The sequence below is a fragment of the Amycolatopsis sp. NPDC051373 genome (assembly GCF_040689465.1).
Lineage (GTDB): Bacteria > Actinomycetota > Actinomycetes > Mycobacteriales > Pseudonocardiaceae > Amycolatopsis.
In genome coordinates this window covers 1-18,914 of sequence record NZ_JBFBAE010000027.1, presented here as the reverse complement: position 1 = coordinate 18,914, position 18,914 = coordinate 1, and the positions used below count along the sequence as shown (strand labels likewise).

The 18,914-nt window shown below is 69.4% G+C and carries 17 protein-coding genes and 2 pseudogenes; 10 read left to right on the top strand and 9 right to left on the bottom strand.

The features are described from left to right. Positions 1 to 242: 242 nt before the first annotated feature. Positions 243 to 1,850, bottom strand: a complete 1,608-nt coding sequence (aceB, locus tag AB0383_RS38085; protein WP_366189862.1) for a malate synthase A — start codon at positions 1,848 to 1,850, stop codon at positions 243 to 245. 68 nt (positions 1,851 to 1,918) lie between these two features. Next, complete coding sequence (gene aceA, locus AB0383_RS38080) at positions 1,919 to 3,208, bottom strand: isocitrate lyase (RefSeq protein WP_366189861.1); 1,290 nt, start codon at positions 3,206 to 3,208, stop codon at positions 1,919 to 1,921. Positions 3,209 to 3,437: 229 nt separating this feature from the next. Between aceA and AB0383_RS38075 the strand changes: the two genes are divergently transcribed. Further along, positions 3,438 to 4,865, top strand: a complete 1,428-nt coding sequence (locus AB0383_RS38075) for a short-chain fatty acyl-CoA regulator family protein (protein WP_354880371.1) — start codon at positions 3,438 to 3,440, stop codon at positions 4,863 to 4,865. Here AB0383_RS38075 and AB0383_RS38070 read toward each other — a convergent pair. Then, positions 4,860 to 5,246 carry a hypothetical protein gene (locus AB0383_RS38070; RefSeq protein ID WP_366189860.1) on the bottom strand — a complete coding sequence of 129 codons (387 nt, stop codon included), beginning with the start codon at positions 5,244 to 5,246 and terminating at the stop codon, positions 4,860 to 4,862. The genes AB0383_RS38075 and AB0383_RS38070 overlap by 6 nt on opposite strands. 107 nt (positions 5,247 to 5,353) lie before the next feature. Between AB0383_RS38070 and ilvA the strand changes: the two genes are divergently transcribed. Further along, a complete protein-coding gene (ilvA, locus tag AB0383_RS38065) occupies positions 5,354 to 6,610 on the top strand; it encodes a threonine ammonia-lyase IlvA (RefSeq protein WP_354880368.1) in 1,257 nt (418 codons plus the stop codon). Positions 6,611 to 6,655: 45 nt separating this feature from the next. Here ilvA and AB0383_RS38060 read toward each other — a convergent pair whose 3' ends face one another. The 3 genes from AB0383_RS38060 to AB0383_RS38050 form a co-directional block, all read right to left on the bottom strand. Next, positions 6,656 to 7,000 (bottom strand): nuclear transport factor 2 family protein, encoded by a 345-nt coding sequence (locus AB0383_RS38060; protein ID WP_364185228.1) that lies wholly within the window; start codon positions 6,998 to 7,000, stop codon positions 6,656 to 6,658. Positions 7,001 to 7,046: 46 nt separating this feature from the next. Continuing rightward, positions 7,047 to 8,507 (bottom strand): alpha/beta fold hydrolase, encoded by a 1,461-nt coding sequence (locus tag AB0383_RS38055; RefSeq protein WP_364185230.1) that lies wholly within the window; start codon positions 8,505 to 8,507, stop codon positions 7,047 to 7,049. Positions 8,508 to 8,607: 100 nt separating this feature from the next. After that, a complete protein-coding gene (locus tag AB0383_RS38050; RefSeq protein WP_364185232.1) occupies positions 8,608 to 9,333 on the bottom strand; it encodes an FCD domain-containing protein in 726 nt (241 codons plus the stop codon). A 77-nt stretch (positions 9,334 to 9,410) separates the two neighbouring features. Between AB0383_RS38050 and AB0383_RS38045 the strand changes: the two genes are divergently transcribed. Both AB0383_RS38045 and AB0383_RS38040 read left to right on the top strand, forming a co-directional pair. Next, positions 9,411 to 10,292 (top strand): carbon-nitrogen hydrolase family protein, encoded by an 882-nt coding sequence (locus tag AB0383_RS38045; protein WP_364185234.1) that lies wholly within the window; start codon positions 9,411 to 9,413, stop codon positions 10,290 to 10,292. Further along, positions 10,289 to 11,623 (top strand): APC family permease, encoded by a 1,335-nt coding sequence (locus AB0383_RS38040; RefSeq protein WP_366189859.1) that lies wholly within the window; start codon positions 10,289 to 10,291, stop codon positions 11,621 to 11,623. Before AB0383_RS38045 ends, AB0383_RS38040 begins: the two co-directional genes overlap by 4 nt. A gap of 75 nt (positions 11,624 to 11,698) precedes the next feature. Here the strand turns inward: AB0383_RS38040 and AB0383_RS38035 are convergent, their stop codons facing one another. Beyond that, complete coding sequence (locus AB0383_RS38035; protein WP_366189858.1) at positions 11,699 to 12,454, bottom strand: acyltransferase; 756 nt, start codon at positions 12,452 to 12,454, stop codon at positions 11,699 to 11,701. 53 nt (positions 12,455 to 12,507) lie between these two features. Between AB0383_RS38035 and AB0383_RS38030 the strand changes: the two genes are divergently transcribed. Beyond that, complete coding sequence (locus tag AB0383_RS38030) at positions 12,508 to 13,455, top strand: nucleoside hydrolase (protein ID WP_366189857.1); 948 nt, start codon at positions 12,508 to 12,510, stop codon at positions 13,453 to 13,455. Positions 13,456 to 13,943: 488 nt separating this feature from the next. Next, entirely contained in the window at positions 13,944 to 15,107 is a 1,164-nt protein-coding gene (locus tag AB0383_RS38025) for a C40 family peptidase (protein WP_366189916.1), read from the top strand. A gap of 38 nt (positions 15,108 to 15,145) precedes the next feature. On the opposite strand, the gene AB0383_RS38020 is transcribed toward AB0383_RS38025, so the two are convergent. Then, complete coding sequence (locus AB0383_RS38020) at positions 15,146 to 16,426, bottom strand: FAD-dependent oxidoreductase (RefSeq protein ID WP_366189915.1); 1,281 nt, start codon at positions 16,424 to 16,426, stop codon at positions 15,146 to 15,148. A gap of 89 nt (positions 16,427 to 16,515) precedes the next feature. Between AB0383_RS38020 and AB0383_RS38015 the strand changes: the two genes are divergently transcribed. The 3 genes and pseudogenes from AB0383_RS38015 (at position 16,516) to AB0383_RS38005 (ending at position 18,049) form a co-directional block, all read left to right on the top strand. Beyond that, the gene (locus AB0383_RS38015) at positions 16,516 to 17,127 is read left to right on the top strand and encodes a helix-turn-helix domain-containing protein (protein WP_366189856.1); all 612 of its coding nucleotides are present in this window, start codon (positions 16,516 to 16,518) and stop codon (positions 17,125 to 17,127) included. A gap of 18 nt (positions 17,128 to 17,145) precedes the next feature. After that, positions 17,146 to 17,445: pseudogene (locus tag AB0383_RS38010) on the top strand (carboxymuconolactone decarboxylase family protein); the annotation flags it as partial. 205 nt (positions 17,446 to 17,650) lie between these two features. Further along, positions 17,651 to 18,049 carry a hypothetical protein gene (locus AB0383_RS38005; RefSeq protein WP_366189918.1) on the top strand — a complete coding sequence of 133 codons (399 nt, stop codon included), beginning with the start codon at positions 17,651 to 17,653 and terminating at the stop codon, positions 18,047 to 18,049. Between the two features lie 90 nt (positions 18,050 to 18,139). Here AB0383_RS38005 and AB0383_RS38000 read toward each other — a convergent pair. Then, positions 18,140 to 18,424: pseudogene (locus tag AB0383_RS38000) on the bottom strand (transposase family protein); the annotation flags it as partial. A 56-nt stretch (positions 18,425 to 18,480) separates the two neighbouring features. Between AB0383_RS38000 and AB0383_RS37995 the strand changes: the two are divergent. Next, positions 18,481 to 18,885 (top strand): IS5 family transposase, encoded by a 405-nt coding sequence (locus AB0383_RS37995; protein ID WP_366189914.1) that lies wholly within the window; start codon positions 18,481 to 18,483, stop codon positions 18,883 to 18,885. Positions 18,886 to 18,914 lie beyond the last annotated feature (29 nt).

Sequence of the window (18,914 nt, the reverse complement as noted above, 5' to 3'; positions counted from 1 at the left end):
CGCCGCCGGCACGTCGAAAAGGGCAGCTCCGGAGCCTGTCGCCGATCAGCGGCAACAGAGCCATGGCCGGCCGACAGACCAAAAAGCGCCGCCCACCAGCGCCTAGCCACTGGACGGCAACAGACGAAAACCCGGGTCCGGTGGCGGGGAGCCTCCGCCACCGGACCCGTCTCGCCGCACCGTCCCAAAGCGGTGCGGGAAACCGGCCGTCCCCGGTCAGGTCAGGGGCGGCCGGAGCGTGGTCACCGCGCGTCGCACAGGTGGCGGGCGTAGGCGCTCGTCGTGAGGAAGCCCGAGAGCTTCTCGCCCAAGGCGGTCTCGGTGAAGATGGCGCGGGCGTCGTCGAGGCGGTGGCCGGCGGGCAGGCGGGCGCGGACAGACTCGAACTCGTCGTCCAGGAACTCCACGGCGAGCCCGCGCGTCAACGCCGTGCCGTCCGCGAACTTCGTGCCGTTGCGGATCCACTGCCAGACCTGGCACCGCGCGATCTCGGCGGTCGCGGCGTCTTCCATGAGGTTGTGGATCGCCGCGGCTCCCGTGCCGCGCAGCCAGGAGTCGATGTAGCGCAGGGCGACGTTGATATTGGCGCGAACGCCGGCCTCGGTCACCTCGCCGCCGGCGGAGGCGACGTCGAGCAGGTCGGCGGCGGTGACGTCGACGTCCTCACGCAGCCGGCCGAGCTGGTTGGGCCAGCCGCCCAGCACGCTGTCGAAGACCTCGCGACAGACCGGGACCAGGCCGGGGTGCGCGACCCACGAGCCGTCGAACCCGTCGCCCGCCTCGCGTTCCTTGTCCTGGCGGACCTTCGCGAACGCGGTCGTGTTGGCGTCAGGATCCTTACTCGGGATGAATGCCGCCATCCCGCCGATCGCGTGCGCGCCACGGCGGTGGCACGTGCGGACCAGCAGTTCGGTGTAGGCACGCATGAAGGGGACCGTCATCGTGACCTGTGCGCGGTCCGGCAGCACGAAGTCGGCGCCGTGCTCGGAGAAGTTCTTGATGACACTGAAGATGTAGTCCCAGCGCCCCGCGTTCAGGCCGGCGGCGTGCTCGCGCAGCTCGAAGAGGATCTCGTCCATCTCGAACGCAGCCGTGATCGTCTCGATCAGCACGGTCGCGCGGACGGTGCCCCGCGGGATACCAAGCTCCTGCTGCGCGAACAGGAAAACGTCGTTCCACAGGCGCGCCTCGAGGTGGTTCTCGAGCTTCGGCAGGTAGAAGTACGGGCCGCTGCCGCGCGCGATCAGCTGGCGCACGTTGTGGAAGAAGTACAGCCCGAAGTCGACCAGGCTCGCCGACAGCGGGCGACCGTCGATGCGGATGTGCTTCTCCACCAGGTGCCAGCCGCGCGGGCGGGCGACGATCGTCGCCGGGTCGTCGCCGATCGTGTAGTGCTTGCCTGACTCGGTGGTGAAGTCGATGTTGCGGCGGATGGCGTCGAACAGGTTCAGCTGGCCGTCGACGATGTTGTGCCACGTCGGCGAAGTCGCGTCCTCGAAGTCGGCGAGCCAGACCTTCGCGCCGGAGTTCAGGGCGTTGACGGTCATCTTGCGGTCCGTCGGGCCGGTGATCTCCACGCGGCGGTCCTCGAGACCGGGCGCCGGCGGCGCGATGCGCCAGCTGTCGTCGGCGCGGATGCGGCGCGTCTCGGGCAGGAAGTCCAGCTGCTCCTCCCCTGCCTGCACGCGCTCGCGACGGCGGCGGCGCTCGTCGAGCAGCTCGCGGCGGCGTCCGGCGAAGGCGTTGTCGAGCTTGGCCACGAACTCCAGCGCGGCCGGGGTGAGGATCTCGGCGAACCGGTCACCGGCGGGACCGGTGATTTCGATGCGGTAGTTCAGCTTGTCGGCCATCTCGTACCTCCGCGAGGGAAAGAAGGGGGGCGGGCCGGCGACCGGAATCGCCGGCCCGCGGGGGTAGGTCAGTGGAACTGGTCTTCTTCGGTCGAGCCCTTGAGCGCGGTGGTCGAGCTCTCCGGGTTCAGGGCCGTGGACACCAGGTCGAAGAAACCGGTGCCGACCTCGCGCTGGTGCTTGGTCGCGGTGTAGCCGCGCTCCTCGGAGGCGAACTCGCGCTCCTGCAGCCCGACGTAGGCGGTCATGCCTTCACGGGCGTAGCCGTGGGCCAGGTCGAACATCGAGTAGTTCAGCGCGTGGAAGCCGGCGAGCGTGATGAACTGGAACTTGTAGCCCATGGCGCCGAGCTCGCGCTGGAACCGCGCGATGGTGTCGTCGTCGAGGTGCTTCTTCCAGTTGAACGACGGCGAGCAGTTGTAGGCCAGCATCTGGTCCGGGAACTCGGCCTTGATCGCCTCGGCGTACTTGCGGGCGATCTCGAGATCCGGAGTGGACGTCTCCATCCACAGCAGGTCGGCGTACTGCGAGTAGGCCAGGCCGCGGTCGATGCAGGGCTCGATGCCGTTGTTGACCTCGTAGAAGCCCTCGGCCGTGCGACCGCCGGTCAGGTACTTCTGGTCACGCTCGTCGACGTCGCTGGTCAGCAGCGTCGCGGCCTGCGCGTCGGTGCGGGCGACGACGAGGGTCGGCACGTTCAGCACGTCCGCGGCGAGGCGGGCGGCGTTGAGGGTGCGCTCGTGCTGCTTGGTCGGGATCAGTACCTTGCCGCCGAGGTGGCCGCACTTCTTCTCGGACGCGAGCTGGTCCTCCCAGTGCACGCCCGCGGCGCCGGCGGCGATCATGCCCTTCATCAGCTCGAACGCGTTCAGCGGGCCACCGAAGCCGGCCTCGGCGTCGGCGACGATCGGCGCGAACCAGTCGATGTCGGTGTTGCCCTCGGCCCAGTTGATCTGGTCGGCGCGGCCCAGCGCGTTGTTGATGCGGCGGACGACGGCCGGGACCGAGTTGGCCGGGTAGAGGCTCTGGTCCGGGTAGGTCTGGCCGGCCAGGTTGGCGTCGGCGGCAACCTGCCAGCCGGACAGGTAGATCGCCTTGAGGCCCGCGCGGACCTGCTGGACGGCCTGGTTGCCGGTGAGGGCGCCCAGCGAGTGGACGTAGTCCTCGGTGTGCAGGAGCTCCCACAGCCGCTCCGCACCGCGACGGGCGAGCGTGTGCTCTTCGACGACGGAGCCACGCAGCTTCACCACATCGGCGGCGGAGTAGGTCCGCTGGACGCCCGCCCAGCGGGGGTCGGTCTTCCACTGCTCGGCCAGCTCGGCCGCCGCCTGGTCGAGCTGCTTGGCCTGCTCGGTCATCGGACTCTCCCGTGTTGCGAAGTTTGCGATTGCTCGCCTTGCCTGGTTACGACCCTGACACGAGCACGAAAAGGCGGTCCATAGCTCCAATTTGCCAATTTATGTGAAGGATGCGTAGCATCTTGCAAAGCTTGCGAATCGCTGGTTGGCAAGTCGGGTGAAAATCCACGGCCTTGATCGTTCACGTAATCGTTCAGGGCCGGAAACCTTCCGGCCGATCGGAGGAGCGATGGACAAAACTTTCGCCGGGGCGCGGCTACGGCATCTCCGTGAGAGCCGTTCGATGAGCCAGGCCGACCTCGCTCGTGTGCTCGAGATCTCACCCAGCTACCTGAATCAGATCGAGCACAACTCACGGCCGTTGACGGTGCCCGTGCTGCTGCGGATCACGCAGGCGTTCGGCGTCGACACGGAGTTCTTCGCCAACAACGACACGTCTCGCCTGGTCGCGGACGTGAAGGAGGCGCTGCTCGACGAGGTCGTCGGCGTCGAGGTGACCACGAGCGAGCTCAACGAGCTGGCCTCCAACCTGCCCTCGATCGCCCAGGCACTGGTGAAGCTGCACCGCAGCTACCGCAACGCCGTGGAGAGCACGGTCGCGCTGACCACGGAAAACGGCCTCGGCCTGCACGGCAGCGCCGCGGCGCCGTTGCCGCACGAAGAGGTGCGCGACTTCTTCTACGAGCGGGAGAACTACGTCGCGGAGCTCGACGAGCGCGCCGAACGCATGGCCGCGGAGATCCCGTTGCGCCGAGGCTCGGCGCTGACGTCGCTGAAGGATCGCCTCTGGCAGCGCTACGGCGTGGAGGTGACGAGCGAAGGGCTGAACGAAGCCGCAGGTCAGCAGCACCGCTACGAGCCGGCGACGCGCGTGCTGCGGCTCGCACCGAGCTTGCGCGTGGGGCAACAGGCGTTCCGGATGGCTTCGCAGATCGCGTTGCTGGAGTACGACGATCTGATCACCGAGCTGGCCGACTCGTGGGCGTTCTCGGGGCCGACCGCGCGGACGCTCGCGCGCGTGGGCCTGGCGAACTACTTCGCCGGAGCGCTGATCCTGCCGTATGGCCCTTTTCTGACCACGGCGGAGAAGTTCCGCTACGACATCGAGCGGCTGTGCGACCACTTCGGCGTCGGCTTCGAGACGGTGTGCCACCGGCTGTCGACGCTTCAGCGGCCGAAGCAGCGGGGCATCCCGTTCTCGTTCGTGCGCGTGGACCGGGCGGGCAACATGTCGAAACGCCAGTCGGCCGCGGGGTTCCACTTCTCGCGTGTGGGCGGCGCGTGTCCGTTGTGGAACATCTACGAGGCGTTCGCTTCGCCTGGCAAGATCCTGACACAGATCGCGGCCCTGCCCGACGGCAAACGCTACTTCTGGGTCGCGCGCACGGTCTCGCGCAACATCGGCGGCTTCGGCAGCCCGGGCAAGACGTTCACCGTCGGCCTCGGCTGCGAACTCCGTCACGCGGGACGGCTCGTCTACTCCACCGGCCTCGACCTGGACGAGCCCGCCGCGGCGACGCCGATCGGGATGGGCTGCAAAGTCTGTGAACGCCCAGCTTGCTCGCAGCGCGCGTTCCCGGCGATCGGCAAGCCGCTGACGGTCGACGAGAACACCAGCACGTTCGTCCCGTACCCGGCGGTACCGAAGAGTTCATGAGCTGCGGAGGTGGATGTAGGTGTTGGACGCCGGCAGGTAGGCGAGCACGAGACCCACTAGCGACAACACGCTGACCATCAGATCGAGGACACCGATGGTCGGCAGGGCGTGGCCGTCCACCAGGGCGCTCACCGCCGCGTAGCCGGGCACCAGCGTGACAACAGTGAGCACAGTGAGCGTGATCCGGCCCCAGCGCCCGCCCAGCCAGAGCCGCACCACCGAATACACCAGCACCAGACACCAAGGGACAGCGAGCAATCCGATGCCACCGGACGCCGGCGAAAGTGCGCCCATGGCCAGCAACACCGCGGTCTGGCCGATGAAGAAGGCGGCAGCGAGCACGACCGAGACCGGCCGGTCAGGCTCCTCCGAAACGTTCATGACTGCGCAAATCAGGCCGTTCCCACGACACCCGGTGACGGCTGACCGCAAGCTGCCGCCCGCACCGCCTCGGACGTCGCGGTGAGCGGGAAGTAGATTCAACGATCGTGCAACGGATCGATACCGTCAGTGCCCAGATGGTGGAACAGGCCGCCGAGCGGCTCACGGGTGTGGTCACCCGGACGCCGCTCGAGCCGAACGCCCGGCTCTCGTCCCGCGTCGACGCGCGGGTGTGGCTCAAGCGGGAGGACCAGCAGACGGTCCGCTCGTACAAGATCCGCGGCGCCTACAACTTCATCGTCCAGCTCGACGAGGCCACGCGCTCGCGCGGCGTCGTGTGTGCGAGCGCCGGCAACCACGCGCAGGGTGTGGCGTACGCATGTCGCCGTTTGGGGGCGAACGGCCGCGTTTACGTGCCAGGCACCACGCCGCGGCAGAAGCGCGAGCGCATCGCGACGCTGGGCGGTGCGCACATCGAGGTGATCGTCGTCGGCGAGACGTACGAAGACGCGTTCGCCGCCGCCAACGACGACGCTCAACGCACGGGCGCGACGCTCGTGCCGGCGTTCGACGACCCTCGCACCGTCGCCGGCCAGGGAACGGTGGCGCTGGAGGTCGTCGAGCAGCTCGGCTTCGTGCCGGACGTGCTCGTGGTGCCCGTCGGCGGCGGTGGCCTGCTGGCCGGCATCGCGACCTGGGTGCGCGAGCGGCACCCGGAGATCCGCGTCGTCGGCGTCGAGCCGGCCGGGGCTATGTGCATGGCCGCGGCACTGGAGGCCGGCAAGCCGGTGCGGATCGACGCGGTGGACTCGTTCGTGGACGGCGCCGCGGTCCGTGAGGCCGGCGGCGTGACGTACCCGCTCGTGCGCGACAGCGGCGCCGAGCTCACCTCCGTGCCCGAGGGCGCCGTGTGCACGGAGATGCTGGCCATGTACCAGGCCGACGGCGTGATCGCCGAGCCCGCGGGCGCGCTGGCGTCGGCCGCACTCGGGACCACGGTCCTGGTCGAACCCGAGCAAACGGTGGTGTGCATCGTCTCGGGCGGCAACAACGACGTCAGCCGCTACAGCGAAATCCTCGAGCGCTCACTGATGCACGAAGGACTGAAGCACTACTTCCTCGTCAGCTTCCCCCAGGAGCCGGGCGCGCTGCGGCGCTTCCTCGACGAGATCCTCGGACCGGAGGACGACGTCGCGCGCTTCGAGTACGTGAAGCGCAACAACCGCGAGCTCGGGCCGGCGCTGATCGGCATCGAAATCCCGCGGCCGGCCGAGCTGCCCGGCCTGCTCAAGCGGCTGGAGGCGAGCCCGCTGCAGGTCGAGCAGGTGGAGCCGGGGAGCCCGCTGTTCCACTTCTTGCTGTGACGTTTCCGCTGGTCAGAAGCATTCGCCGCTGAACGGCAACGGGGTTCAGTCGAGTTCTGCGCTGCCCTCGCGATAGATCTTGGCGGAAGCGATGCGGCCGTTGCGAAGGCGGTAGAAGCCGGCGATCGAGAACCTGTGCTCCTCTCCGCCGTGGGTGAGTCGCTCGGTCAGCTGGGCGGCCATGCGATCGCCGTCGATCAGGATCTCGTCGATGGTCAGGGTCGGCAGGAGCTGGGTGATGGCGCTCTCGAAAAGGCCGGCCAGCTCGGCGCGGCCACGGGCAACCGTCGTGCCCGTGATACAGACGGCGTCGTCGGTGAAACCCCCGAGCAGAGTGGTGAGGTCGCGGTCGTTGAACGCGGCCACGTGACGCCGCAGGATCTCGCTCACGAGGTGAGGTTATCCGCGGCGTCACGTGGGTTTCGCCTGTCAGCGGCTACGCCTTCGGAGCCGGGATCGGCGCGCCGGGGCAGGACTGGGTGGTCGTCTGGCCGGTGTCGAAGAACGTCACGGCCGCGGCGGCGCAGGGCAGGCTCGATAGCGAGCCGTGGGCGTCGTCTTCGACGGTCATGAGGGAGCCGCCGATTTGCCGTTGCATGGCGAGGGCCCAGCCGATGGGCGTGACCGGTTCGAAGGCGTGGCCGACGAACTGCAGCGGGCTCTTGCCGGCGCTGAACTGCCACTGCGTCGCGGGCACAGGCCAGCCGACGCACATCTGCTCGTAGACGCCGAACGAGCCGGCGACCGGGTTGGCCTTGATCCGGTCGGTGCGGTGCTGCCAGACCGTGTCGAAGTCGCGGGGGCTGGGTGATTCGTTGCAGAGCAGGGCGTTCTGCTGGAAGAAGTTGCCACCGGTCCGTTCGGTGTCCCAGCCGAAGCCGGTTTTCGGCGAGGCTGTGGCATCAGGCTGTGCCGTCGAAGCACCGCCGTCGCGGATGGCGGCGAGCTGGCCGGCGGCCTCCACCCACTGGCGGCGCGGGTAGGCGAAGAACTGGTTGACGGTTTCGCCGTTGAGTGGCGAACCGTCGGGGCCGGTGCGCGGGTGCGCGGCGAGCTCGGCGCGCAGGTCGAGCAAGGCCTTCTCGACCTGGGGTTCGATGCCGCCGAAGTGGTAGACGGAGTCGTAGCGCGCGACCCACGCGGAGAATTCGCGGAACGTGTTCTCGCCCGCGGCGGCCTGGTCGTCGTCCATCGTCGTGACGCTCAGCTCGGGCGGCATGACGGAGTCGAGCAGCATCTTGTCGACGTGGTTGTCGAAGAGCGTCCGGTACTCGGCGCCGAGGGCCGTGCCCCAGGAGACGCCGTAGTAACCGATCTTCTGTTCGCCCAGCGCTTCGCGGATGCGGTCGACGTCGCGGGCGACGTTGGGCGTGGTGAACGACTTCACGAGGGCGGGGTCCTTCGCGAAGCACGCCGCGTTGGCCGCGGCCTTGTGTTCGGCGAGGAACCGCGCCTGGTCCTTTTCGGACAACGACGGGTCGGGCTGGGCGTCGTCCTCCTCGCACTGGAGGCTCGCGCTGTAGTCGACGCCGCGCGGGTCGAAGCCGATGAGGTCGTGGTGCTCCAGCAGGCCGGACGCTTTGCTCTCCGACATGGTGAGCGGCATCTTCATCCCGGACTGGCCGGGGCCGCCGGGGTTGAACACGATCGCGCCTGTGCGCGTGCCCGTCGCGCGGATTCGGCTGACGGCGATGTCGATCGTGCGGCCGCTGGGGTCGGAGTAGTCGAGCGGCACGGTCACCATCGCGCACTCGGTGCGCTGGTCGTCGGCATCCCAGCCCTTCGCGATGGACACGCAGGGTTTCCAATCCAGCCCCTGCGCGGACGCGAGCGCCGGCACCAGGGGGACCATCGCGACGGCCGCGACAACCGGGACGAGTAAACGGAACTTCGGCATGTTGATGATCATCGGGCTCGTGCGCGAAGACCCGGATCAGCCGATCGGCTGATGTGCGTCACCGATGGGTCGAGATCAGTCCGTAGTGGACTGTCGCGCGTCAGGAACCTGACACGTCCGGCAGGCCGACGAACATCGTCCGGTGCAGATCCCCGACGTGAGCGCGGGTCATGATCGCCGCCTCGTCGGGATTGCGCGTGGCGATCGCGCGGACGATCACCTCGTGCTCCCGGTTGGACGCGCGCAGCGCCGACATCCGGTACGGCAGGTAGAAGCGGTACAGCTCCCGCAGCACTAGTTCGTAGTGCCTCACCGCCGCCGCCGGCGCGCCCGAGGCGGCCACGGCGAGGTGGAACTCGGCGTCGAGCTCGTGGAACTCGGCCCACCCGGCGGCGTCGTCCATGCGGCGGACGAGGTCGCGCAGCCGCTCGACGTCCTCTTCGGTTCGCCGCGTGGCGACGAGCTGGACGAGCCCTGCCTCGATCACCAGCCGGTGGTCGATCAGGTCGTGGACCTCGTCCGCCGACTCGCGGTACGCGTTCACCGCCCCGACCCGGCCAGCCGGCGCGTCGGGGGCGACGCTCGTGCCGCCGTTGCGGCCGCGGCGGCGCACCAGCACGCCGTCTTCGCACAATGACACCAGCGCCCGGCGCACGGTGATGTCGCCGACACCCAGCGCACGCGCGATTTCGCCGTTGGGCGGCAACCGCTCCCCCGGGCCCAGCAGGCCCAGCTCGATCGCGAGGGCGATGCGGGCCCGCACGGTCTCGAGCGCGGACAGGCGCCGGATGCCCGTCAGCGCCGGCGAACCCAGGTCGGCAGCCATGCGGAGACCATACCCAACAAAACATCTCAAAGTGAACACTATTGTTTAAGTGAGCAAGATGGACTATTTTTCGGCGCATGCCCCGCCCCCTGCCGATCGCGCTGGCGCAACTGCCACTGCGGCCGTACACCGACTCCGTCGCGGCGTTCGCGGACCAGGTCGGGACCGTGCTGGCCGAGTACTCCGGAACCCGCCTCGTCGCCTTTCCCGAGCTGCACCTCTGCGGGGTCGAAGGGACCGCTGACGAACGCACCGAGCAGCTCAACGCCGCCGCGCAGCCCCTCGACGGTCCGCGAACCCGCGACCTGGCCCAGCTGGCCGGCGACCTCGACGTGTGGCTTTCGCCGGGCAGCGTCTGCGAACGCGGCGAGCACGGCGAGCTGTTCAACACCGCCCTCGTCTTCTCGCCCGAAGGCGAGCTGGCCGGCAGCTACCGCAAGGTGTTCCCGTGGCGGCCGTATGAGCCTTATGACCCCGGTGACCGTTTCGTGGTCGCCGATCTCGCCGATGAAGGGCGAATCGGCTTCTCGATCTGCTACGACGCCTGGTTCCCCGAGGTCACGCGCCACCTTGCGTGGCTCGGCGCGGAGCTCGTACTCAACCCGGTGCAGACCACCACTCCCGACCGGGCGCAAGAACTCGTGCTCGCGCGCGCCAACGCGATCACCAACCAGGTTTTCGTGGCGAGCGTGAATACGGCCGGACCCGTCGGGGTAGGAGACAGCATCCTGGTCGACCCCGAGGGCACCGTGCTCGGCGAGCTGCCGGGCGCCGCGTCCGGCGTGCTCGCGAGCACGGTCGACCTGGACGAGGTCGCCCGCGTCCGTCGCGAAGGGACCGCCGGCGTCAACCGGATGTGGGACCAGTTCACACCGGGTGACAAACCGCTGGAACTCCCCCTGTACGGGGGCCGCATCGAGCCGGACCGGTGGCGTCCGCGAGGAGAAGGAGCCCGATGAGCACCACGAAGGTGACCCCTGGAGCCAAGCTCGAACGACGGCTCGGGCTGCCCGGCGTCGTCCTTTTCGGACTCGCGTACATGGCGCCGCTGATCGTGCTGGGCACGTTCGGCGTCGTGGCGACGACGACCGCGGGCACGGTGCCATCGGCATACATCGTGGCGCTGGTGGCGATGCTGTTCACGGCCGCGAGCTACGGCAAGATGGCCGCGACGCACCCCGTCGCCGGCTCCGCCTACACGTACGTGCGCAAGGCCATCGACTCCCGGCTCGGCTTCCTCGTCGGCTGGGCGGTGCTGCTCGACTACTTCTTCCTGCCGATGGTGATCTGGCTGATCGGCGGCGCGTACCTGTCGGCGCAGTTCCCGGAAGTGCCGAGCTGGCTGTGGCTGATCGCGTTCATCGTGCTGACGACGTTCCTGAACGTGCTGGGCATCAAGATCGCCGAGAAGGCCAACTTCGTCCTCATGGCCTTCCAGGTGCTGGTGATCGTGTTCTTCATCATCCTTTCGCTCAAGCAGGTGCTCGCCGATGGTCACTCAGTGGCAAGCGGTGACCCGTTCTTCCACCCGGGCAGCACGTTCGGCACGATCTCGGGCGGCGCCGCGGTGGCGACCTACTCGTTCCTGGGCTTCGACGCCGTGACGACGTTGACCGAGGAAGCCGTGGAGCCCAAGCGGACGATCCCGCGCGCGATCCTGCTGACGGCCCTCATCGGCGGCGGCGTGTTCATCGTGCTCGCGTACGTCACCCAGCTCGTGCACCCGGGTTTCTTGTTCGACGACGAGTCGTCGGCCGCGTTCGAGATCGCGCGCCACATCGGTGGCTCGCTGTTCGGGGCGTTCTTCCTGGCGGGGCTGGTGGTGGCGCAGTTCGCGTCGGGCATCGCCGCGCAGGCCAGCGCGTCGCGACTGATGTTCGCGATGGGCCGCGACGGGGTGCTGCCGCGGATCTTCGGCCGGTTGCAGCCGAAGCTGAACACGCCGGCGTTCGCGATCGGGCTGACGGGCATCGTCGGGCTGATCGCGCTGGCGCTGGACGTGACCACGTCGACGTCGTTCATCAACTTCGGCGCGTTCACGGCCTTCACGATGGTCAACGTGAGCGTGATCGCGACCTGGATCCGCACGCGGCACACGACCTCGCGCAACGTGCTGACGTGGCTGGTCGCTCCCGTGATCGGCGCAGCGGTGGACCTGTGGCTGCTGGTGAACCTGGACGGGCTCGCCCTGACCTTCGGCCTGGTGTGGCTGGGGATCGGGATCGTCTACCTGGTCGTGCTGACGCGTGGGTTCCGCCGGCCACCGCCGGAGATGTCGTTCGAGGAGTGACGGGTGTTCGCCGCTGGATGGGCAAAGTGCCGTTCAGCGGCGACAACCAGGTCGTCGCCGCTGAGTGGCAAAACTTCAGCCCTCGCCGAGCGTCTTCTGCAGGGCCTTGTTCGCCTTGCGCGCCATGTCGGCAACGGCTTCGCGGCGGGCGGCGGCGGCGGCGTAGTCGTCTTGGCGGTTGCGCACCACGCGCGCGGGCGAGCCCACCGCGATGGAGTAGTCCGGGATGTCGCCGCGGACCACGGCGTGCGCGCCGAGCACGCAGCCGCGGCCGACGCGTGTTCCCTTGAGGACACTGACCTTCGTGCCGAGCCACGTGTCCGGGCCGATGCGCACCGGCGACTTCACGATGCCCTGGTCCTTGATGGGCACGTGGATGTCGGCCGTCACGTGGTCGAAGTCGCAGATGTACACCCAGTCGGCGACGAGGGTGGCGGCGCCGAGCTCGATGTCGAGGTAGCAGTTGATCACGTTCTGCCGCCCGAACACTGACTTGTCGCCGATGCGAAGGGACCCCTCGTGGCAGCGGATCGCGTTTCCGTCACCGATGTGGACCCAGCGGCCGATCTCGAGCCGGCCGTAGCCGGGGCGGCAGTGGATCTCCACGTCCTTGCCGAGGAACACCATGCCGCGCAGGATGATGTGCGGGTTGGCGAGCCGGAACTTGAGGAGGCGGAAGTACCGCACGAGGTACCACGGCGTGTACGCCCGATTGCGCCAGACCCAGCGCAGCGAGTCGCGTGTCAGGAACTTCGCCTGGTGCGGGTCGCGCCGGGCCCGCCGCCAGGCACGCACGCGGGACAACGCGGGCGCACCCCACATCGACGTCATGCCGTTGACCGTAACCTGTGCGGGGACGCCCGCCACAGGCAAGGGGAGCACGGATGGGGAGCAAGCTGATCATCGACACCGACCCCGGTGTCGACGACGCTTTCGCGATCGCGCTGGCGGCGGTTTCCGCCGACGTCGAGCTGCTGGGGGTGACCACGGTCTTCGGCAACGTTCCGCTGACCAGCACCACCGCCAATGCGCGGCGCCTGCTCCAGCTGTGCGACCGCCCCGACGTGCCGGTCGCCGCCGGGGCTTCGCGGCCGTTGGTGCACCTGAACAAACGCGGTTCGAGCCACGTCCACGGCAATGACGGGCTCTCGGGCCACGCCGCGACGCTGCCCGAGGCAAAGCGGCCGTTGGAGTCGCTGGACGCCGTGGGGCTGATGGTCTCGCTGCTGGAAGCGTCCGACGAACCGGTGACGATCGCGCCGATCGGACCGCTCACCAACATCGCTGCGCTGCTCGCCGCACACCCCGGCGTCAAGTCGAAGATCTCGCGCATCGTGCTGATGGGCGGCGGTGTCGCGCGCGGCAACAGCACGGCCGTCGCCGAGTTCAACGTCTGGGCCGACCCGGAGGCCGCGCGCCGCGTGATCGCCGAGGACGACGTGCCGTGCGTGATGGTCCCCCTCGACCTCACGCACCGCTGCGCCGTGGACAGCGCGTGGCTGGCGAAGCTCGCCGCGTCGGGGCCGCTGGGCCAGACGCTGGAAGGGCTGACGCCCGACTACCTCGCCCACTACCGGCAGGTCCTGGGCTTCGACGGCATCGTGATGCACGACGCGGTGGCCGTCGCGGAGGCGATCAGCCCCGGGATTCTCCAGACGGACAGCTACCCGGTGGACATCGACGTGACCGCGGGGCCGGCGCGCGGCATGACGCTCGTCGATCGCCGCGCGGTGCCGATCGATCCGACGGGACGGCCGATCGAGGTCGCGGTCGACACCGACCTCGACGGGCTGCGGGAGTTCGTGCTGTCGAGACTTGCCGGGGGCCGGTGATGGCGGGGTCGTCGGGCGGTTCGCAGTCGTCGCCGCTGGGTGGCGACGGCGAGAACGCGGTGTCGCCGATCAGAGGCGACGGCCAGGTCAGCGGGCCTTCGCCGGTTGAAGGCGACAACTCGGCCGGCGCCGAGTCGCCGATCAATGGCGACGACCAGACCACTGAGCTGTCGCCGGTCAGCGGCGACGGCACGGCGAGCACTGCGGTGTCGCCGCTCGATGACCACACCGCGCTTTCGCCACTCGATGGCGACGCCCAGGCTGACGTGTCGTTGGATGGCGACGACCAGACCGTCTCGGCGTCGCCGCTGAAGGGCAACAGCACGGATTCCGCCAGACCGTCGTCTCTGGATGGCGACGAGAGCGCCGGCGCGTCGCCGTTCGCTGGCGAAAACGCCGGTTGGGAAACGTCGCCGATCAGGGGCGACGGCCAGGTCGGGCCCGAGTTTTCCGCTCCGGTCGAGCCGCTGCCGCCGTTCTCCGCGGCGATGACGGAGCACCTGTCGCCGCTGAGTGGCGACGGCGAGAAGCCCCAGGTCGGGAGGCGGAAGCCGCGGCGAGGGCGGGCGGTGGTGGTCGCGGCGGTCGTCGTGGCTGTCGCGGCGCTGGTGGTGGCCGTGCAGTTCGCGCCGGGGTCGGAGCAGGTCGCGACCACGGCCGCCGAGCCGTCGTCGTCAGCCCAGGCGCCGGTGCCGTCGGTGGCCGCGTCGAGTGCGGCGGTGCCGACGACGCAGCCGAACGTGCCGCAGCCCAGTGAGTTCGACGCGTGGGCGTCGAAGACGAGCCAGTGGCTGGACATCCCGCTGCGGGCGATGACGGGGTACGCGCAGGCGACCGTCACACTCACCAAGGAACAACCCGCGTGCCACCTGTCGTGGGTGACGCTCGCGGCCATCGGCAAGGTCGCGAGCGACCACGGGCGCGCGCAGGGCGACCGCGTCGGCACCGACGGCGTGCTGGCCAAGCCGCTGGGCACCGTCGAGGTCCGCGACTTCTACGGCCGCGTCGTGTCGACGGCCAACGCGTCCGGGCCGATGCAGCTGGCGCCGGCGGTGTGGTCGAAGTGGCAGCGCAGCGAGTCGGGCGGCAAGCCCGATCCGCAGAACGTCGACGACGCCGCCCTCACGGCGGGTCGCGCGCTGTGCGCGGGTGGCCGCGATTTGGCGACGGACTGGTGGAACGCCGTTTCGTCGCTCCAGGGCGCGCCCGTTTCGCTGCATCGGATCCTGGCGACGGTGAACGTGTACGGCACCGTCGGGCAGAGTAGCCAGGCGCCGAACCCCGCGGTGCTGAGCGCGGTCGACTTCGCGATCGACCAGATCGGTCTCCCCTACGTGTGGGGCGGCAACGGCAGCGGCGACCCCGATCCGGGCTTCGACTGCTCCGGCCTGACGACGGCCGCGTACGGCAGCGCGGGCGTGAAGCTCATGCGCACGGCGGACACGCAGTTCCACAGCGTCGCCCACGTGAGTGAACCCCAGCTGGGCGACCTGATCTTCTACGGTGAACCCACCACGAAGATCCACCACGTCGGCCTCTACATCGGCAACCAGCAGATGATCGACGCCCCGCAGACGGGCCAGGCCGTGCAGGTGCACCCGTACCGCAAACCAGGCGACGACTACGCGGGCGCGGGGCGACCGACGGCCTGACGGTCACGGCGCGTCGGACCCCGCGATCCAACCCCAGGTCAGTGCGGACGCGATGGTGATGCCGCCGTCGATGGTGCCCGGCCCGAAACGGCCGCGGCGTCGTTGCCTGCCGCGTACAGCCCGGGAATGGGCTGACCGGTCCAGTCGAGCACGCGGGCGCGGTGGTCGGTCCGGGCGCCGCCCTTGGTGCCGACGGCGCTCGCGTGCACGAGGAGCGCGAAGAACGGCGGTTCGGAAATCGTGCCGAGGTTGGGGTGTGGCGCGGTGGCGTCGCCGAAGGCGCGTTCGTAGGCCGTTTCGCCGCGGTGGAAGTCGTCGTCGCGGCCGGCGTCGACGGCGGCGTTGAAGCGGGTGACGGTGTGCTGCAGCGCAGCGGCGTCGATGCCGACCAGGGCGGCGAGCTTGTCGAGGCTGTCGGCGCCAGGAAGCCAATCCGGCAACGGCTGGTGGGGCGGCGCGCCTCCGACGGGGTAGCGGGCGCGGAACTGCGCGTCGCCGATCGCCCACGCGGGGAGGTTGCGCGGGCGGTGGGTGTTGGCGTCGAGCCCGGCGAAGGAGACGGCACAGTTGTGGCTGGCCTCGTTGACGAATCGCCGGCCGGCGGCGTTCACCCAGATCACGTGTGGCAGGTAGCGCTCGGCCATCACGAGCTGGGCCTGCGGGGTGCCGGCGTCGTCGGGCCAGCGCCGGTCGGGTGCCTGGAACGCGGGCCAGGACCAGTATTCGCCGGTGCGGGACAACTGCGCGCCGGCGTCGGCGGCCAGGCGAAGGCCGTCGCCGTGCTGGACGGGCGGGGTGACGGGGTGGCTGAGCGGGCCGGCGAGCAGCTGTGACCGCAGGTCGGGGTCGTGCTCGAACCCGCCGGTCGCGAGCACGACGCGGCGCGCGTGCAGCCGCCACGGGGTGCCGTCCCGTTCGGCTTCGACGCCGGTAATCCGCCCGTCGGTCCGGATCAGCCGTCGTACGCGGCAGCCGCGGGCCAGCTCCACGCCGGCGGCGCGGCAGCCGCGCAGCAGGCCGACGACGAGGCCCGCACCGAGCGCGACCTCCCCCGCAGCGACCCGCCGCTGCATCAGGTCGAAGGGCGGCGTGCGCCGGCGAACATGCGGTGCTCGAAGAATTCGTCGTTGGTGACCACGGCCGCGCCGTACGGCGGGGGCCACAGGAGCTCGTCGGGCGTGCCCAGGCCGTCGGTGGTCAGCGGCTGAGCCTCGAGGTGCCGGGCGGGTTTGCCGCCGGAGAGCTCGGCGAACGTGTCGGGGTAGCCGTGGAACGCGACCAGCGCGCGAGGCGGCCCGACCGGCCTGGTGCTGTCTCAGCCATGTGCGCAGTCTCGCACCGTTCGATCATCCGCTCCGACTACACGCGCGTATAGTCAGCTGTACGCTTGTATAGTGAGGAGGATGCCGTGGCTGAACCCGACGACCTGACGGCGCGCGCCCGGATCCGCGACGCGGCGATGCAACTGTTCGGCGAGCGAAGGTTCGAGGGCACCACGATCCGTGGCATCGCGGAGGCGGCGGGAGTGTCGTCGGGCCTGGTGCGGCACCACTTCGGGTCCAAGCAGGCGCTGCGCGAGGCGTGCGACGCGCACCTGGTGAAGCTGATCCACCGCCTCAACGACCAGGCGCTCGCGGGTGTCGGCGGCAATCACGTGGCGGCCGCGCGAATCGCCGTCGGGCCGTACCAGGGGTACCTCGCGCGGGCGTTGGTGGACGGCGGCGCCGCGCCGTTGTTCGACGAGATGGTGCGGCTGGGGGCGCAGTGGCTCGCCGACGTCGATCGGACGCGGCCGGACGCGCCGGACGTCGCGCCCGAAGTGAGAGCGGCGGTGAGCACCGCGATGGCGCTGTCGATCACGGTGCTGCACGAGCACGTGTCGCGCGCGATGGGCGTCGACGTGTTCAGCCCTGAGGGCGACGTGCTGCTCGCACGCGCCCTGATCGACCTCTATTCACACCCGATGCTCAGCGCCGAGGACGCGCGGAAGGCGCTCGACGGGATCGAGCAGCATCGGTGACTTTGGGAGGAACCTGTCATGCCTCATGCGACCCATCCCCGGATCGCGCCGCTTCCGTTGGAGGAAATGGCGCCGGAGGAGCAGAAGCTCGCGAAACTCGGTGCCGACGAGGTGATCCGGGTGCTCGCGCGGAACCCGTCGTTGATGAAGGCTTCGTCGGGTCTCGGCGAACACCTGCTGTCTCAAGGCAAGCTGCACCCGCGTGTCAGGGAATTGGCGATCTTGCGGGTCGCGCTGCGGTGTGAAGCGCCGTACGAGTGGGCGAACCATGTGCCCCCCGCGCTCGGCGCCGGCGCGACGGCGGACGAGATCAACGCATTGTCGGACCCGGCCGCGTCGTGGTCGCCGGAGGACGACGCGGTGCTGCGGGCGGCCGACGAGTTGTGCGCCGCGGCATTCGTCTCGGACGAAACATGGGCGGCGCTCGCGTCGATGTTTGATGAGGCGACGATCCTCGAGGTGCTGTTCCTCGTCGGCTACTACCGGATGATGGGCGGGGTTCCTGAACTCCGCGGGGGTCGAGGTGAAGCCGGGGCAGCCGGTGCTGGGCGAGCGTGTGGCGCCGGCGGTCGTCGCGGAGGCGGTCGTGGCCGGCGCGTTGCCGTTCAGTGGCGAAACCGGCGTCGACGGGACGTGGCACATCACCTTCACGCACCCGGCGGGGAGCAAGGAGCTGGTACTGAACCTCGAAACCGTGGCCGACGGCGTGGCTGGGTCCATCGTGGACACTCAGCTGGGCGTGACGGTCCCCATCGTGTCGGGCAATGTCGCCGACCATCGCCTGGAGTTCACCGCCGTGGTTACCGATCCGGCGCGGTTCGATATCGGCGTGGTGGGCACGGTCGACGGCGACGTGTTCACCGGATCGGTGACGATCTCGGGTGGCGGGACGTTCCCGTTTTCGGGCGTGCGCGCGAGGTGAAGTCGCGAAAATGGCGCGCTTGAGCTGATGCTCGGCTGCTAAGGGATGTCTCGTAACTGCTCTTGTGGTTGGTGGGACTGGTGTTGCGGATCAGTCTGCGAGGAGGATGTTGTGCAGGTGCGCGATGCCGGAGACCGTGTCGTTCAGCGTGCTGGCTGCGCGGCGATAGTCGCGCAGGATCTTCCAGCACTTCATCCGCGCCAGCGCGTGCTCGACACGGGCCCGGATCTTGCGATGGTCGGCATTGAGGTCTTCCTGCCAGTCCGCCAGATCGCTGCGGTCACGAGGTTTGCGGTAGGGCATGATCACCTCGGGATTGCCTTGGTAGCCACCGTCGGCCATCACCGAACGCCCCGCCAACTTCTGCTCGATGCCGCAGGCGCCCTAGGGCCTGTCCTCAAAGCGGGTGTGGTGGTCTGCTTTGATCTTCGATCGTGGTGCGCAGGCATGAGTTGACCGATGAGCAGTGGCAGGTAGTCGAGCCGTTGCTGCCGGTGTCGGGGGCGAAGGGGCGTCCGCGGGTGGATGACCGTCGGGTGATCAACGGGATGCTGTTCAAGGCCAAGACCGGTGTCGCGTGGCGTGACCTGCCGGAACGGTACGGGCCATGGAAGACGGTCTACAACAGGTTCTGGCGGTGGTCGCGCACCGGCACCCTGTCCACGCTGGTGGCGACGGTCCGCGTGATCGCCGAGGCGATCGACGAACTCGACCGGGAGGTTTCGGTCGACTCCAGCATCGTTCGTGCGCATCAGCACGCTGCCGGCGCTCGCCGCATGACCGCGTGCCACACGGGGGGAAGCAGGCTCGTGCGGCGAACACAGCGAGCCAGATGATCATGCCATCGGCCGGTCCCGCGGCGGAC

Excerpts from the sequence above, each read along its gene's own strand:
- aceB (WP_366189862.1), bottom strand. The coding sequence starts at position 1,850 with ATGGCCGACAAGCTGAACTACCGCATCGAAATCACCGGTCCCGCCGGT.
- aceA (WP_366189861.1), bottom strand. The coding sequence starts at position 3,208 with ATGACCGAGCAGGCCAAGCAGCTCGACCAGGCGGCGGCCGAGCTGGCC.
- AB0383_RS38075 (WP_354880371.1), top strand. The coding sequence starts at position 3,438 with ATGGACAAAACTTTCGCCGGGGCGCGGCTACGGCATCTCCGTGAGAGC.
- AB0383_RS38070 (WP_366189860.1), bottom strand. The coding sequence starts at position 5,246 with ATGAACGTTTCGGAGGAGCCTGACCGGCCGGTCTCGGTCGTGCTCGCT.
- AB0383_RS38055 (WP_364185230.1), bottom strand. The coding sequence starts at position 8,507 with ATGCCGAAGTTCCGTTTACTCGTCCCGGTTGTCGCGGCCGTCGCGATG.
- AB0383_RS38050 (WP_364185232.1), bottom strand. The coding sequence starts at position 9,333 with ATGGCTGCCGACCTGGGTTCGCCGGCGCTGACGGGCATCCGGCGCCTG.
- AB0383_RS38045 (WP_364185234.1), top strand. The coding sequence starts at position 9,411 with ATGCCCCGCCCCCTGCCGATCGCGCTGGCGCAACTGCCACTGCGGCCG.
- AB0383_RS38040 (WP_366189859.1), top strand. The coding sequence starts at position 10,289 with ATGAGCACCACGAAGGTGACCCCTGGAGCCAAGCTCGAACGACGGCTC.
- AB0383_RS38035 (WP_366189858.1), bottom strand. The coding sequence starts at position 12,454 with ATGACGTCGATGTGGGGTGCGCCCGCGTTGTCCCGCGTGCGTGCCTGG.
- AB0383_RS38030 (WP_366189857.1), top strand. The coding sequence starts at position 12,508 with ATGGGGAGCAAGCTGATCATCGACACCGACCCCGGTGTCGACGACGCT.
- AB0383_RS38025 (WP_366189916.1), top strand. The coding sequence starts at position 13,944 with ATGACGGAGCACCTGTCGCCGCTGAGTGGCGACGGCGAGAAGCCCCAG.